At 58.6% G+C, this 15,681-nt stretch carries 13 protein-coding genes; 7 read left to right on the forward strand and 6 right to left on the reverse strand.

Annotated features, from left to right (window positions below; translation table 11 throughout):
* Positions 1 to 12: 12 nt before the first annotated feature.
* The 6 genes from ACZ9BB_RS00700 to yaaA all read right to left on the reverse strand — a co-directional run bounded on the left by ACZ9BB_RS00700 (position 13) and on the right by yaaA (position 8,733).
* On the reverse strand, positions 13 to 1,500 hold the full coding sequence (locus tag ACZ9BB_RS00700) for an alginate export family protein (protein WP_476212111.1): 1,488 nt from the start codon (positions 1,498 to 1,500) through the stop codon (positions 13 to 15).
* Entirely contained in the window at positions 1,497 to 2,921 is a 1,425-nt protein-coding gene (algK, locus tag ACZ9BB_RS00705) for an alginate biosynthesis TPR repeat lipoprotein AlgK (protein WP_476212112.1), read from the reverse strand. The genes ACZ9BB_RS00700 and algK overlap by 4 nt, the downstream gene beginning before the upstream one ends.
* 9 nt (positions 2,922 to 2,930) lie before the next feature.
* A complete protein-coding gene (locus tag ACZ9BB_RS00710) occupies positions 2,931 to 4,100 on the reverse strand; it encodes a PilZ domain-containing protein (protein WP_476212113.1) in 1,170 nt (389 codons plus the stop codon).
* A gap of 35 nt (positions 4,101 to 4,135) precedes the next feature.
* Positions 4,136 to 5,617, reverse strand: a complete 1,482-nt coding sequence (gene alg8, locus ACZ9BB_RS00715) for a mannuronan synthase (RefSeq protein ID WP_476212114.1) — start codon at positions 5,615 to 5,617, stop codon at positions 4,136 to 4,138.
* A 199-nt stretch (positions 5,618 to 5,816) separates the two neighbouring features.
* A complete protein-coding gene (locus tag ACZ9BB_RS00720; RefSeq protein ID WP_476212115.1) occupies positions 5,817 to 7,133 on the reverse strand; it encodes a nucleotide sugar dehydrogenase in 1,317 nt (438 codons plus the stop codon).
* 820 nt (positions 7,134 to 7,953) lie between these two features.
* Positions 7,954 to 8,733 (reverse strand): peroxide stress protein YaaA, encoded by a 780-nt coding sequence (gene yaaA / locus ACZ9BB_RS00725; RefSeq protein ID WP_476212116.1) that lies wholly within the window; start codon positions 8,731 to 8,733, stop codon positions 7,954 to 7,956.
* A 309-nt stretch (positions 8,734 to 9,042) separates the two neighbouring features.
* Between yaaA and ACZ9BB_RS00730 the strand changes: the two genes are divergently transcribed.
* From ACZ9BB_RS00730 to cyoA, 7 genes are all read left to right on the forward strand, one after another.
* On the forward strand, positions 9,043 to 10,167 hold the full coding sequence (locus ACZ9BB_RS00730) for a polysaccharide deacetylase family protein (RefSeq protein WP_476212117.1): 1,125 nt from the start codon (positions 9,043 to 9,045) through the stop codon (positions 10,165 to 10,167).
* 326 nt (positions 10,168 to 10,493) lie between these two features.
* Positions 10,494 to 11,888 (forward strand): PhoH family protein, encoded by a 1,395-nt coding sequence (locus ACZ9BB_RS00735; RefSeq protein ID WP_476212118.1) that lies wholly within the window; start codon positions 10,494 to 10,496, stop codon positions 11,886 to 11,888.
* Between the two features lie 145 nt (positions 11,889 to 12,033).
* On the forward strand, positions 12,034 to 12,507 hold the full coding sequence (gene moaC / locus ACZ9BB_RS00740) for a cyclic pyranopterin monophosphate synthase MoaC (protein WP_476212119.1): 474 nt from the start codon (positions 12,034 to 12,036) through the stop codon (positions 12,505 to 12,507).
* Positions 12,504 to 12,746 (forward strand): molybdopterin converting factor subunit 1, encoded by a 243-nt coding sequence (gene moaD, locus ACZ9BB_RS00745; protein ID WP_007896406.1) that lies wholly within the window; start codon positions 12,504 to 12,506, stop codon positions 12,744 to 12,746. Before moaC ends, moaD begins: the two co-directional genes overlap by 4 nt.
* Positions 12,747 to 12,749: 3 nt before the next feature.
* Positions 12,750 to 13,202, forward strand: a complete 453-nt coding sequence (gene moaE, locus ACZ9BB_RS00750) for a molybdopterin synthase catalytic subunit MoaE (protein WP_476212120.1) — start codon at positions 12,750 to 12,752, stop codon at positions 13,200 to 13,202.
* 209 nt (positions 13,203 to 13,411) lie between these two features.
* On the forward strand, positions 13,412 to 13,921 hold the full coding sequence (locus tag ACZ9BB_RS00755) for a disulfide bond formation protein B (protein WP_476212121.1): 510 nt from the start codon (positions 13,412 to 13,414) through the stop codon (positions 13,919 to 13,921).
* Positions 13,922 to 14,736: 815 nt separating this feature from the next.
* Positions 14,737 to 15,681 (forward strand): ubiquinol oxidase subunit II, encoded by a 945-nt coding sequence (gene cyoA, locus ACZ9BB_RS00760; RefSeq protein ID WP_476212122.1) that lies wholly within the window; start codon positions 14,737 to 14,739, stop codon positions 15,679 to 15,681.

Genomic DNA, 15,681 nt, shown 5'->3' on the forward strand with positions numbered 1-15,681 from the left:
TCGCGGTTTGCATTAGAAGCGCCAGATCACGTCGACAAACGCACGGTGCATGTACGAGTCGACACCTTTGCCGTAGGCATCGCCGGGCTTGAACACGCCGCCACGCAAGCGCACCAGGGCCGAAGGCTCATCGATCGACTGGCTCAACGACGCTGGCAGCAGGCCTTGCTTGAAGTACTTGGTGACGACCACGTCCATTTCCTGACCAAGGTCTTTGTTGCCATCTTCCAGCGGCAGGGAAGTGCTGGAGAGGATCGCACCGGTCGCGTCGTCGGTGTTGTTTTCAACGGCGTTGATGCCGTTGCTGCCCACCGGCTTGTTGCCGTCCACACGCCAGAATTTGTGGTAGATCAGGCTGGCGTCGTATTCGTCGTTGAGCATCCAGGAACCGAACAGGGTAGCGGTCTGCATGTTGTTCATTTCGCCACGGAAGGCTTCGCCGAAACGGTGAACCCGCGAGCGCGTACCGGTGTAGTTCGAGCGGTTGCTTTCCAGGCCGGTCTGTTCGTACTCGGCGCTGGCGCGGGCATAGGCTGCACCAACTTGCCACTGCGGATCGAGGCGCAGACGCACGCCAACATCGGTGGCCCAGCCGTTCAGGTCTTCGCCACGCTTGGCTTCTGCCGGGCGGGTGCCGTCGGCATTCAGCGGGTTGACCGTGTCGCGGTCGCCGCTCATGCCGGTGATGCTGCCCCAGTAATTGACGGTGTTGGTGTTGCGCCAGTTGTAGGCATCGCTGTCGGCGGTGAGGCCGAGCCAGCTGATGTCGCCGTTCTGTTTCTTGTCCAGAGAGTCGCCGGCAACGCCTGGGGTCGGGTAGTCGAGCTTGCCGTCATCGTGGGTGTGATGACCGCGAATGCCGACCCAGTTACCCGGTGACCATTGGGCGGCAACGTCGCCGTAAACGTGCAGGCGATCCTTGTCCTTGGGCGACAGTTCTTTCAGGTCGGTGCGGTATTCGCTGAAGCGTTCGGCGACACCGACGTTGGCGCGCAACAGGGTGGTGTCGAAGGTCCAGTTCAGGGCTTCGATGTTGGTGTCGCGCCATTGGCCGTCGTCGTTGCGCAGGCGTTGACGGCCGAGCTTGAGGATCTCGCCAGGGTAGGGCGTGAGGCCGCTGTAGCCAACCCAGAACTCACGCATTGCCAGGTAGTTTTTCTTGGTTTTGCGATCACCGTTGTCGGTGGTCTGGGTGCCGTCATTGTCGGACTGTTGCAGGGTGTCCGTTTCGATGATGTCGGTGGACGTCACGGCCTGGCCCATGGCGTAGGCGCTCCACGCGCCGCTTTCGCCATATACCCATGGACGCAGGTCGAGGCCAACGCCGTTAACGTCGCCGCCACTGGCAGTACCCAGGTCACGGTCGTCTTCGGACTGGCCGGTGACTTTGACTTCGAGGCCGAAGTTCTTGTCTTCGGTCAGGGCCGCCAGGGTCGGGCACGACCACAGCAGGGCGAATGTCAGGCCAATACCGGCCTTAACGAATGGATTGAGCTTCATAGGGATTCCTCGCCGTCTTCTTCTTGCAGGGCGTGCAGTTCCAGCGTGTCCGGACTCACGGTGCTACGAATGGCCTGTTCCTGTTTCAACAGGCGTTGGGCCTCGGCCAGCCGCTCAGGCGGCAGTTGCGCTTCGATGGTTTGCGCAAGTTCATTGGCTTGCGGGGTGTCTTGAGCCTTGGCCAGTTGGCTGAAGACGTAGGCGTTGACCGGGTCGGGCCGGGTGCCCTTGCCTTGGGAGAACAGTTGGGCGATGGCGAAGTCGGCGCTGTTCTGGCCGTTTCGCGCAGCGGTCAGCAGGTGATCCAGGGCTTTTTGCGGATAGACCTTGCCCAGGTAACCCCGACGGTAAATCTGGCCGAGGTAGTAGTCGGCGGCGACTTCCTTGCCGACGGCTTTCTGGAAGTGTTCTTCGGCGACCTTGGCGTCGGCCGGCACCATTTTGCCTTCGTAGTAGAGCTTGCCCAGCAACAGTTCGGCACGCGGCTGGTCAGCGGCGCGACCGTTGTCGAGGTACTTCATCATGGTGTCGACGTCGCCCAGTTCAGGGAAGTCGTAGAGCAGTTGCGCCAGGCTGACCCACGACGCGGGGTAACCAGGTGCAATGCCTTCGAGCAGAGACTGAGCGGTTTTCTCGTCGGTCTTGCCCAGGCTCGCGTCGCCCAGCACACGGGCCACGCTGTCTACACGTTGCGCAGAAACCGCGCCACGGCTGTGAGCGGCTTGCATCTGTTTGATCAGCTCGGCCTGTTGTTCGGGCTGGCCGCGCTTTTGATAGACCGTGGCCAGTTCGACGTAGCAGATGTCGGTGGTGTTCAACGCGGCCTTGCAGATTTTTTCCACGTCATCCAGGTGCTGGTCGTAAGTGCCCTGGGTGCGATAGAGCAGCACCTGGGCCAGACCCGCTTCCGGTTTGCCTTCGGCACGCCATTGGCTGATCTGCTGCTGTGCGTTGACGTTGGGGAAACTGTGCGGGAATTGCAGGTACAGCATCGCCAGCGGGATCAGGGTGTTGCCTTCGCCATTGGTCGCAGCTTTCTTCAACAGTGCTTCGGCTTCGTGGTGTTCGGCTTCAGTGGCGCCAGGTTTGGCCACCAGCAGGCGACCCAGGCGAGCCTGAGCCCGCGGTGAGACGCTGGCTGCGGCGCGGTAAGTCGCCTCGGCCTTTTTTATCTGCGCCGGGTCGCGGCTGTCGACCTGAATGTCGGCCAGCCCAACCTGGGCTTCGCTGTAACCCAGGTCGGCCAGTTGCTGATAGTTCTGCGCCGCCAGCGTGGTATCACCGCGCTTGAGGGCTTCATTGGCCAGGCGCTGGTCGGGCAGGCCGGCGCAACCGGCCAGGCTTACGGCCAGTGCAACTGCACACAGTGATCCTATGTGGGTGCGCGGTGTTCTGAGGATTTGTGGAGTCGTCACGGGCATGTCCTCTGTTTAAAGACCGGCGGCCATGGCTTTGTTGATCAGCCAGTTCAGGTTCGGGCCACGGGTGCTGTTCACTTCCACCGGGCGACCGGCGAGTGCGCTGTCCAGCGGCTCGTCAGGTTTGATCTGCACGCGGATATCGGATGACAGGTCTTCGCTTTTCAGGCTGGTGCTGCTGACGATCTTGCCGGTACGAGTCTGGTCTTCGCCGGCGATCTGGAAGCTGACCGAGGTACCTGGGCGCACGTCGCCGAACTGGCGATAGGAGAAGCGTGCTTCAACGTTGGCTTCGGTATTGCGCGGCACCAGTTGGAAGATCACGTCACCTTTGTTGGCGTATTGACCGTTAGCCACCAGTTGCTGGGCCACGGTGCAATCGCACGGGGAAGTCAGGGTGCCGGTCATTTGCTTGCCAAACAGTTCTTCAACCTTGGACGGTTGCAGTTGGTTTTCGTCCAGATGGCCCTTGAGCACGTCGAGCATGCTGGTGCTGAAGGTCGCCAGCGGTGCGCCTTTGGCGGCAACGCCGTCGGCCTTGATCAGGCTCTGCACGGTACCGTCGCGCGGCATGGTGATGTTCATGCCTTGCACGCTGACCAGACCGGCCTGGGCGTGGCTGACGAAGTACATGCCGTACACCGATTTGAAAATGAAACCGAACGCCACCAGGCCAACCACGAAGATACCGGCGCTGAAGGTCACCGCTTTCAGACGGCCGAACGGAGTCATGCCGTGGCCGCCATCCTTGACCTTGCGCGCCTTGGTGAAGTTGTCGCGCTGCAGGGTCGCGAGCATTTCACCCACACTGACGATGTCACCGGCCAGGTGCGAGGTGATCAGGTGGCGCAGGGTGGAAATGTCCCGGGGTTCCAGGTTCTGGAACTGGCAACCGGTACGACCGGTCTGGCGATCGACGGAGCGGATTTGCAATTCCACGTCCATGGCCAGGCCGAGGTTATCGATCACGAATTGCAGGCGGGCCTTGTGCACATCGCCGACCTTCAGCGGCAGCTGACCGGCGTTGAACGCCAGGCCGCCGGCGGAAAGGTCGATGACCCGGGCTTCAACCGGGGTCCGGTCAGGGCCGAAGAAACGCAGCTTGGCCGGAATTTTCACGCGGGCGTGTTGGCGCTGGGCTTCGGATTCGTGCACTACGTTGCTGTTGACGGCGGTATTCATATGGGCGATTTCCTAGTTAATTCAGGCGAGTTCGGTCAGACCATCATCAGCAGCACGGCGACAAAAATGCTGCCGGCGGAGAAGGTCATGGTCCGAGACGACCAGGTGTTGAACCAACGTTGAAAGCTGGCGAGATCACGGGTCAGAGAAGTGGGCTGGCGAGTCCAGGACTGTTTATCGAGGCGGAAGAACACGTAGATCTTCACCAGCGCGCCGACGATCTGGTTGTAATAGAGAATCGCCGGGTAAGCCGGGCCGATCCGGTGACCGGAGCAGGACAGCAGCAAGGTCAGGATCAGGCGGGTGATGCCGATCCACAGCAGGTAAACCAGGATGAACGCAGTGCCGTACTTGAAGGTGGCGATGAGTGCCACGGTCAGGCCCAGCAAGGACGTCCACATCGACACACGCTGGTCGAACAGCACCACCGAGGTGAACAGACCGAGACGTTTCATCCCCAGGCCCAGGGCGCGGGAGTTCTGTCGCAGGTTGTTGCCGTACCAGCGGAACATCAGTTTGCGACTGGCCTTGATAAAGCTTTTTTCCGGCGGGTGTTCCACGGTATGGATCGCCGCATCCGGCACGTAGAACGTGTCGTAACCCAGGCGCATCAGGCTGAACCAGCTCGACTTGTCGTCACCGGTGAGGAACTTGAAGCGGCCCAGGCGCCAGTGTTGCAGCGAGTCGCTTTCCACATCGGCGATGAAGTCCGGGTTGGTGACCACGGTGGCGCGGAATACCGACATCCGGCCGGTCATGGTCAAAACGCGCTTGGACAGGGCCATGGAGCACATGTTGATGTGGCGCTGGGCGAATCGCAGTTTGTGCCATTCGCTCATGATGTAGCCGCCGCGCACTTCGCAGAACTCGTTGGTGGTCAGGCCGCCGACATTGCCGAACAGCTGGAACCACGGCACGGTCTTGAGTACGACGCCTTCGGCCAGAACGGTGTCGCCATCGATCACTGCAACCACGGCGCGGTCATCCGGCAAGTGGCGGGAGATGGCGCGGAAACCGTAGGCCAGGCCATCGCGCTTGCCGGTGCCGGGAATACGCACGAAGTCGAGCTTGACGCTCGCGGGTGGATTCATGCGCTTCCAGAGGCTCTTGACCAGCAGCTCATCGGACATTTCCACGATGGAGCACACCACGGTGGTCGGCAGGCCGCAGTCGATGGCCTCGCGGATCACCGAGCTGTAGACCTGAGCGGTGGTCAGCGCGTCGATACGGAAGCTGGTGACCATCAAAAACACATGGGAGGGGTCTGCCGCTTTACCCAGCTTGCGCACTTTGCGCCGCAGGTGCGGGTAGACCACGTACAGAAACAGCATGCCGCGCAGGAAGTGCGTGGCACCCATCGAGTAGCGCCAGATACCGACGATACCGATCAGGAAGATGAAGTCCTTCGACTCGGAGTCGAACGTGGACACAGGCAGCGCCATGGCGATGCCCATCAGTAAACTTAGAAAAAACAGCCAACCGGCGGCCTGAAGTAGGCCGTGCTTTAGCCTGTGCATAATCTGCATCCGTCTCGATCTCGGGCGGAGCCCGATTGGGTTAAGGCAGGCTTGTGAAAACTGGCGCCACCCGGTTTGGATAACGCCAGAAGCCCTGTAGGAGCTGGCGAAGCCTGCGATCTTTTGATCTTTCGCTTGGGATTCAAGTGGATCTGGAAATATCGCAGCCTCGTTTCACTCGACAGCTCCTACAGACGGGTTACCAGCAGATGCCTTCAGTGCGGCCACTCACGCTGGTGGCTTTGGACATGAAGCCGACCAGATCGACCACTTGCTTGCCGTGTGGCGCTTCCTGCGCCAGGGCGCGGAATTTTTCGTCACGGTTGCCGAGGATGATCACGTCGGAGTTGTTGATCACGTCGTCGAAGTTGGCGTTGAGCAAGGACGAGACGTGAGGGATCTTCGACTCGATGTAATCCTTGTTCGCGCCGTGAACGCGGGCGTACTCGACGTTGCTGTCGTAGATGCTCAGGTCGTAACCCTTGCCGATCAGCATTTCCGCCAGGTCGACCAGCGGGCTTTCGCGCAGGTCATCGGTGCCGGCCTTGAAGCTCAGACCCAGCAGGGCGACTTTGCGTTTGTCGTGGCTGGAGACGATGTCGAAGGCGTTCTGCACCTGGGACTCGTTACTGCGCATCAGCGAGTTGAGCAGCGGTGCTTCCACGTCCAGGGAACCGGCGCGGTAGGTCAGGGCGCGGACGTCTTTTGGCAGGCAGGAGCCGCCGAACGCGAAACCAGGGCGCATGTAGTACTGGGACAGGTTCAGCGTCTTGTCCTGGCAGACTACTTCCATCACTTCGCGACCGTCGACGCCGACAGCCTTGGCGATGTTGCCGATTTCGTTGGCGAAGGTCACTTTGGTGGCGTGCCACACGTTGCAGGTGTACTTGATCATCTCGGCTACGGCGATGTCCTTGCGGATGATCGGCGCGTCGAGCTCTTCGTACAGCGATTGCAGAACGTCACCCGAAGCCTTGTCGAACTCGCCGATGACGGTCATTGGCGGCTGGTCGTAGTCGGCGATCGCGGTGCTTTCACGCAGGAACTCAGGGTTGACCGCTACACCGAAGTCGATGCCTGCTTTCTTGCCGGAGCAGTCTTCGAGGATCGGGATCACCACGTTTGCCACGGTGCCCGGCAGCACGGTGCTGCGTACCACGATGGTGTGGCGGGTGGTCTTGTCACGCAGGACAAAACCGATTTCGCGGCACACCGCCTCGATGTAGTTCAGCTCCAGGTCGCCGTTCTTTTTGCTCGGCGTGCCAACGCAGATCATCGACAGGTCGGTGTCGCGAATCGCTTCGGCGAAGTTGGTCGTACCGCGCAGACGGCCAGTCTCGATACCTTGTGCCAGAAGTTCGCCCAGACCCGGTTCAACGATAGGCGAACGGCCGGCGTTGATCATATCGATTTTGTCTTTGGCAACATCGACGCCAACGACGTCATGGCCCCGTGCAGACAGGCAACCGGCACAGACTGCGCCGACGTAACCCAAACCAAATATGCTGATGCGCATCGCAATTACCTCTGTGTTTTATCAAGCCATTACATGGCCGGAGTTAATGGTGTTCAGCGGTCATAGTGCACTCGCAAGTGCGTCTTAAAGGCGCCACAATGCCGTGTGCAGGCATACGAAGTTACGAGTGTCTAAATAAGTGCACTCAAGGTGTGCGCAACCAGGCCTTATTGTTATGACTTGCCCTGTTATGCAGCCGATCCTCTGTTCAGAAGACATTCGTGCAAAGGTCTTGCGCGCTCAAAGCCAGGCCAAAGGCCCGTGAATCAAGCGGTTGGGTGCTCGGGTGAGCACGTTTATAGGGGCGCAGCCGTGGCCTTGTAGGGGATAGTGATAGTGCGTTATCTCCTGTCCTTCATGTGTTGCCCAAATAAGGGGCCCAGTAAGCAATAGTATGTGTGACAACTTCGCTATATGAGTCTCTTGTCTGTGTAAGTTATCTCGCACAATCGCCGAGAGAATCGTTACCGGTGGTATGAGCGGCGCATTTGGACATAGTTCCGGCCCATCCATCGCGAATTCTGAAATTTCTTGAAATATTGAAAAAGATGGCACTGCTCTCATATTGATAGCACTTGCCGTTTCGCCCTTTATATATAGGGTGATTATTGCCATGGATACTTTTTTGCCACTACGAGCAAAAAAAATCTGTGCCACTACGGAAAAAAATGATCAATGTCGAGTGAAACTAAAGTTAGAAAAGAGAGCGCTTGTTTTTTGGCGCCAATAAAGCGGCGAAAGAAGGGGGGTTGTTCGATGATCAAAGGGCGACGCACGATGAAGTAACCGATATCGTGCGTCGACTTGGTGCGGGGTTTGATTACTCCGGTGCGTGATCGCGCAGGAACACCAGATTGTCCGGTTTAGACTGCTCGCTGCTGTAGCGATAGCCCTGAACGTCGAACTGCTTGAGGACGGCCGGGTCATTGATGCGTTCTTCGATGACGAAGCGACTCATCATCCCGCGAGCCTTTTTCGCGTAGAAGCTGATGATTTTGTATTGGCCGTTCTTCAAATCCTTGAACTCGGTATTGATGATGCGCGCGTTCAAGGCATTGCGTTTGACCGCCGAGAAGTACTCGTTGGAGGCCAGGTTCAGCAGTACATCATCGCCTTGATCGGCCAACGCTTCGTTCAACCATTCGCTGATTCGCGTGCCCCAGAAGGCGTACAGGTCTTTGCCACGGGCATTGGCCAGTTTGGTGCCCATTTCCAGCCGATAGGGCTGCATCAGGTCCAGAGGGCGCAGCAGGCCATACAGGCCGGAGAGCATGCGCAAATGCTGTTGGGCGTAATCGAAATCGGCTTCGCTGAAGCTTTGTGCATTCAGGCCGGTGTACACATCACCCTTGAAGGCCAGCAAGGCTTGCTTGGCGTTGGCTGGGGTGAAAGCCGGGGTCCAGCTGCCGAAACGCGCGGCATTGAGGCCGCCGATCTTGTCGGAGACATGCATCAGCTCGCTGATCTGCGCGGGTGTCAGGTCGCGCAGTTGCAGGATCAGCTCTTGGGAATGGTCGAGGTATTGCGGTTGAGTGAAGCGCTGGGTCGCCGGCGGTGTTTCGTAATCGAGGGTCTTGGCGGGGGAAATCACCATCAGCATGAAGTCGTCTCCTTTAATCGTGGGGGCGATTCTAGGGGGTTGTCTGTGTTGACTCCAGCTATGGGTGTCATAGGTGATCGGTGGTGAGCTTGGTCCTGATGGCGGGAGGAGAACCTGTGGCGAGGGGGCTTGCCCCCGTTCGACCGCGAAGCGGTCGCAAAACGGCTGCATGCGTTTTACCTGAAGGAACGGGGACGCAGTTTTTGGGGCTGCTTCGCAACCCGACGGGGGCAAGCCCCCTCGCCACAGGGGTTCGATGAGCCGCGATCGGCTATAGTGCCGCGCGGGTTTTGTTATGGAGACATCCCATTGCGTATCGTTTTTCTATTCTTCGCCTCGCTATTGAGTTTCGGCGCCCTGGCGGCGCCGGGCGAGGTGGCGACGCTGGATCGCAGTACCTGGCCTGAGCAACTCAGCAATCCGACGCTGTTCGACGTCGCGTCACGGGCCGAAATCCTCATGTTCGCCCGCGTTTTGCTGGCCAGCGAATCCCTGGATGAAGCGAGCCTGGCTCAACGCCTTGGCCTGCGTACCCTCAATCTGGAGTCGGTCAATCGCCTGCGCCAGCATCTGTGGCAACGCTTGCTGAGCAACTACAACTTTGCCCAGCAGAGTTGCGATCAGGATGCTTCCTTCTGTTTCCTGGTCGAGGACATGGACACCCTGCGTGAGCAAGCGGCCAAGTTTCAGATCAGCGACGACAGCTACTACATCAAGTGGGCCGAGCCGAGTCGGCTATTCCACGCCCAGTATCTGGATGAGCAGTTACGCAAGGCCGCGCTGTTCCCGCAGACCAGCAGCGAAGTCGATCGTTTTGGCGACTATGAGCGCAATGGCGATGCGATGAATGATCGCCTGTTCCTGCTGACCTTCGACAGCGCTGCCAATGCCGCGCCCGATAACACGGCCTGGGCCACGGAATACCTGCGCAAGTCGAACATGAACGCTACATTCTTCGTCCTCGGTAAGGACATTCAGGCGCGCCTGGCCGAACGTTCGGTGGCCAGCCTGCAAGACACCTATTCGCAGCAATGCGTTGGCGTACAAGGCTGGGAGTTCCGCTCCCACAGCCACTGGCAAGACTGGCAGGATTCGGTGAGGCGCAGCGTCGAGCTGGTCAAAGGCAAGCTGCCGGAGAACTACGTGCCGTTATTCCGCCCGCCCGATGGCCAGCGTCGCTCCGATGCTGAAGGCTTTTTCAAGTCTCAGGGTGTGCAGGTGGCGTTATGGGATATCGATGCCCAGGACGGCGCCGGCAAGCTCAAGGGCAATCAGAGTGCACAACGGGTGTTGACCCTGATGCTGCTGTGGCGCCACGGGGTGATCAACTTCAATGTGAAGCAGGATGCGCTGAAAACGGCGATGCCCTGGCTCATTACGCAAACGGCGCAAAGCGGCATCGGTTGGGAAAACTGTCAGGGCGCATTTCGCTGAAACGGGCAAAACCGCGTAAACGTTGAGTCCGGGGCGCTTTTGGGAGGGATTTCGATACAGGCGGACTTCTGACTTTAGCGGGGTGCTGGCAGTCCGCCAAGTGCTATTGGTCATTCTGAAAAATAAACTTCAAAAAAGCGTCAAAGTGCTTTTTTCTGTCACAGGTTTTGGAGTATTACGAAGACAGACCGCCGAAACCTGCAACACAGGTGGCGTCTTCCAAGACCCAGCGTGTGCAGTTCACCCACAGGTGAATTCGGTAGTCACTTCGAGGCGCAGCACTGTCATGGTATTGCGTCGACTGGCTCCCACAAAGGTGACCGAGTATGGATGATCACGGACGTAGCTCTTCTTCCAACCAGCCAATCCTTTATGTACTCGATACCAACGTATTGATTCACGATCCAAACGCCCTGCTTAATTTCGAAGAACACCACGTCGCCATCCCGATGACCGTGCTTGAAGAGCTGGACAAGCTCAAGAGCGGGCATCACAGCGTTGCCGCGGAATGCCGCCAGGCGATTCGCCTGATCGACAAGACCCTGGGCGATGCCAGCCCCGAAGACGTCGAACTCGGCGTTCCGATCCAGCGCGGCAAGAGTGGGCCCAAGGGTTTGCTGTCAATTCTGATGAGCAAACGTACCGAGCCGAACATTATTCTGCCCGAGCATCTGAACGACAACATCATCATCAACCAGTTGATCGACCTGCGCGCGCGCGATGCAAAGCTGCCCGTGGTGCTGGTCACAAAAGACATCAACATGCGCCTCAAGGCCCGGGCTTGCGGGATTGCGGCCGAGGACTACAGCACCGACCAACTGGTCGACGACATTTCGTTGCTGCCCAATGGTTATCACACCATGACCGGTTCGTTCTGGGATCGGGTGAGCAAAGTCGAAACCCGGCAGGATCATGGCCGCACCTGGCACCAGGTGCAGTTGATCGACAACCTGCCCGCCGTACACATCAACGAGTTCATCATCGATGAACAGGGCTTCGTCGGCTGGATCAAGGAGATCGAGGAGGACAAGCTGCTGATCCTTGACCTGCACCAGGAACCTCTACTGCACCAGGAAGCCTGGGGCCTGAAACCGCGCGACATCTATCAAAGCCTGGCGCTGTACGCCTTGCTCGATCCGGATATCCACCTGGTCAACCTGTCTGGCGCGGCCGGTTCCGGTAAAACCATTCTGGCCCTGGCGGCGGCGATCGAGCAGACCATGGTCAGCAAACGCTACCGGCGCATCATCGCCACCCGCAGCGTGCAGGGGCTGGACCAGGAAATCGGCTTCCTGCCGGGCACCGAAGCGGAAAAAATGGAGCCTTGGCTCGGCGCCATCACCGACAACCTCGAAGCCTTGCACATGGATGACGAAAACACCCATGGCAGCGTCGACTACATCCTCAGCAAAGTGCCGTTGCAGTTCAAATCCCTCAACTACATCCGAGGCCGCAGCTTCCAGCAGAGTCTGATCCTGATCGATGAATGCCAGAACCTCACGCCGCACCAGATGAAAACCATCATCACCCGTGCCGGCGCCGGCTCCAAAGTGGTGTGCCTGGGCAACCTGGCGCAGATCGACACGCCTTACCTGTCCGCGACCAGCTCCGGGCTGACGTATCTGACCGAGCGCTTCAAAGACTTCCCCAACGGTGTACACATCACCCTGCAAGGGGTGCCACGTTCGATTCTGGCCGAATACGCCGAATCGCATCTGTAACCCGCACCCAAACCGGGCGGCCCAAAGCCGTCCGGTTTTTTATGTCCGACACAAAACCCTGTGGGATTGTGGAGATCGGATAATCAAACGTGCGGAAAATTGACCCACAGGTTTACAATCGACGCTCCTGATCAGGAGTAACCCTGTGCTGACTCATCTCGATTCCCAAGGTCGCGCCAATATGGTCGACGTCACCGAAAAAGCCGCGACGTTCCGCGAAGCGACGGCCCAGGCGCTGGTGCGCATGCTGCCCGAAACCCTGCAAATGATCGTCAGCGGCGGTCATCCCAAGGGGGATGTGTTTGCCGTGGCGCGGATCGCCGGCATCCAGGCAGCGAAGAAAACCAGCGATCTGATTCCTCTGTGCCACCCGTTGATGCTCACCGGCGTCAAGGTCGAGCTCAGTGTCGAAGGCGACGACACTGTGCGTATCGTGGCGTGCTGCAAGTTGTCCGGGCAGACCGGCGTCGAAATGGAAGCGCTGACCGCCGCCAGCGTTGCCGCGCTGACCATCTATGACATGTGCAAGGCCGTGGATCGCGGCATGACCATCGAGAGCGTGCGGCTGCTGGAAAAACTCGGTGGCAAGAGCGGCCATTTCCAGGCGGATCAGCCATGAACGTCACCGTGAAGTTTTTTGCCCGCTACCGTGAAGCGCTCGGAGTGGACTCGGTGAAGGTCGAAGGCGATTTCGCCACGGTCGACGATGTACGCGCGCTACTGGCCCAGCGTGACGGCGCCGAGGTACTGAGCGAGCAGAACCTGATGTGTGCCCGCAACGAAGACCTTTGCCAGCTCGATGAACCGCTGAGCGATGGCGATGAAGTGGCGTTTTTTCCCACCGTGACCGGAGGCTGATCCATGGCGATTCGCGTGCAGAGCGCGCCGTTTGATCCGGGTGCTGAAGTCAACGCCATGCACGCGGCCAATGTGGGCGTCGGTGCGGTGGTGAGTTTTGTCGGCTACGTGCGCGACTTCAACGACGGCCTCGACGTCGCCGGGATGTTTCTGGAGCACTACCCGGGCATGACCGAAAAAGCCTTGGGCAAGATTGCCGCGGAGGCCGAGCAGCGCTGGCCACTGTTGAAGCTGGAAGTGTTGCACCGCATCGGCGCGCTGGAGCCGGGCGAGCCGATCGTCTTCGTCGGCGCTGCCAGCGCCCACCGTCAGGCGGCGTTCGATGCTTGTGCCTTTGTCATGGACTACCTGAAAACCCGCGCACCGTTCTGGAAAAAAGAAAATACCCGTGACGGCCCGCGCTGGGTGGAAGGGCGCGACAGCGATCATGCGGCGGCGGATCGCTGGAAGCAGTAGGCAAGCGATCCGTCTCACAGGCAGGGGAACCTGCTCGCGAAGGCCGCGTCGCGGCCTAGAAGGTTAAAAATCGTTTAAAAGTTAATCCGTGCTTAACCGGTTTATCGTTTATTCCCCCGACTTCACCGGCCCGTTCAATACTCTCAAAGGGCAGGGGCAGCGTGTAGACTTCCGGGCAACCGATATCCACGGACATAAAAGGAAACGCGATGAGCGAGGAAACGATGCGATTGGGGCGTGAGCGGCGCTATCTGGTGTTGCTGGGCATTATCTGTCTGGCGCTGATCGGTGGCGCGCTTTACATGCAAGTGGTTCTGGGCGAAGCGCCGTGCCCGCTGTGCATCCTGCAACGCTACGCATTGTTGCTGATTGCGCTGTTCGCGTTCATTGGCGCTGCGATGCGCACCCGCCGCAGCATCACGTTGTTCGAAGCGTTGGTGGTGATCAGCGCCATCGCGGGCGCTGGGGTAGCCGGGCATCACGTCTATACCCAGTTTTACCCGGCGGTCAGCTGCGGCATCGACGTGCTGCAACCGATCGTCGACGGTCTGCCACTGGCGAAGATCTTCCCGCTGGGCTTCCAGGTTGACGGTTTCTGCTCGACGCCGTACCCACCGATCCTCGGTTTGTCGCTGGCGCAGTGGGCGCTGCTGGCATTCGTGCTGATCGTGGTGCTGGTGCCGCTGCTCACTTCGCGTAATCGCAAAGCACTGCGCTGAGGCTGTTCGCCGTACCGTTGCAGGAAACAAAAAAACGCCCCGGTTCTCGGTGAGACGCCGGGGCGTTTTGCATATTCAGAGGTCAGGTAAAAAGACCATGATGCGCGACAAGGAAGGGTGCGACACGTGTGCGACATGTTGTCACAGCTCGAGTGTCGCAAGGCATTTCAAGACGCTGAATCGGGGCGCCGCCAGGCACCGAAAGCGAGCTGTTCAAGCCACTGCCGGTTTCAGCGCTCATCCCTCGAAACAGGCAGTTTTAACAGGGGCTGGCGAATGGCCAAAGCCCTTGTCACATAGGGGGTAGAGCCGGGTCGAAGGCGAGTGCAGAGCCCCGGAAGCTGTCTGAACTTCGCATGGTAGCCCTACATTTTTTGGTGTTTTTGTTGAGAATTAATTTCGATACCATGGCCCACTTTTGCAAAAACCGTTAATCATTGTTGCTGGATCGGATAAAAATTATTTCGGGATGAGACATGGTTTATGAATCGCTACATATCTACAATCGCCCGCACTGAATTCCCGGCACTGCTCGCATGAGCAGAGATAGGGTGTCGAGAGGCCTGATGGCTTCATGCGATGCCCAGGTGTCGGTGCCTTCCGACTTTCCGCACCAAATGGAATTGGTCTGTAACAAGGCCCTTGACCACGAATTCGAATAAGAACATACCGCAGGCCCAGCAATAGTCGAACAGCGTCTGACGCGCGACGGGCAGGCCCTTATTCAATCCAAGAAAAATGCCAACCCTTGGCAGGGTGAAGTGTTGGCGATCAAAACCCAACTGCATTGCGCAAGCTGCTTTAGAGGTCGTGAGATGAGTAAAAACAGGTACCCCAGACTACTAGGCTTATTGCCGCTGCTCGGCACGTTGTTGCTGGGAGGCTGCAACATGACCTTGCTCGATCCCAAGGGCCAGGTCGGCCTGGATGAGCGAAACCTGATCATCACCGCAACGCTGCTGATGCTGTTGGTCGTCGTGCCGGTCATTTTCATGACCTTCGCGTTCGCCTGGAAATATCGCGCTTCCAACAAGGACGCCGTCTACACGCCAAAATGGTCCCACTCCACCAAGATCGAAATCGCGGTGTGGACTATTCCGGTACTGATCATCATTGCCCTGGGTTACGTCACCTACAAGTCGACCCACGCCCTGGATCCTTACAAGCCGCTGGAATCCGACGTCAAGCCGGTCACCATTGAAGTGGTCGCGCTGGACTGGAAATGGCTGTTCATCTACCCGGAACAAGGCATTGCCACGGTCAACAAGATCGTGTTCCCGGCGCACACCCCGATCAACTTCAAGATCACTTCGGACGCCGTGATGAACTCGTTCTTCATCCCTGCTCTGGGCGGTCAGATCTACGCGATGGCGGGCATGCAGACCAAACTGCATCTGATCGCCAACCAGAACGCTGAAATGGACGGTATCTCCGCCAACTACAGCGGCGCGGGTTTCACCGGCATGAAATTCAAAGCTATCGCTACTTCTCAGGAAGATTTCAACGCCTGGGTAAGCGAAGTCAAAAAGGCACCTAAACAGCTTGAACAAGCTGAATACGCAGCCCTGTCCAAGCAGAGCCAGAACAACCCAGTCGAGCTCTACTCCTCGGTCACGCCGAACCTGTTCCAGATCATCGTCGACAAGTACGAAGGTATGAAACCGGGCAAGCCGATGCACCACGAGAAGAAAGAGCACGAAATGGCCGCCATGGAAGGGATGGACATGAGTTCGCATTCAGCTGCCGGGGCAGAGGAGTAA

This window comes from Pseudomonas sp. TE3552 (assembly GCF_056278945.1).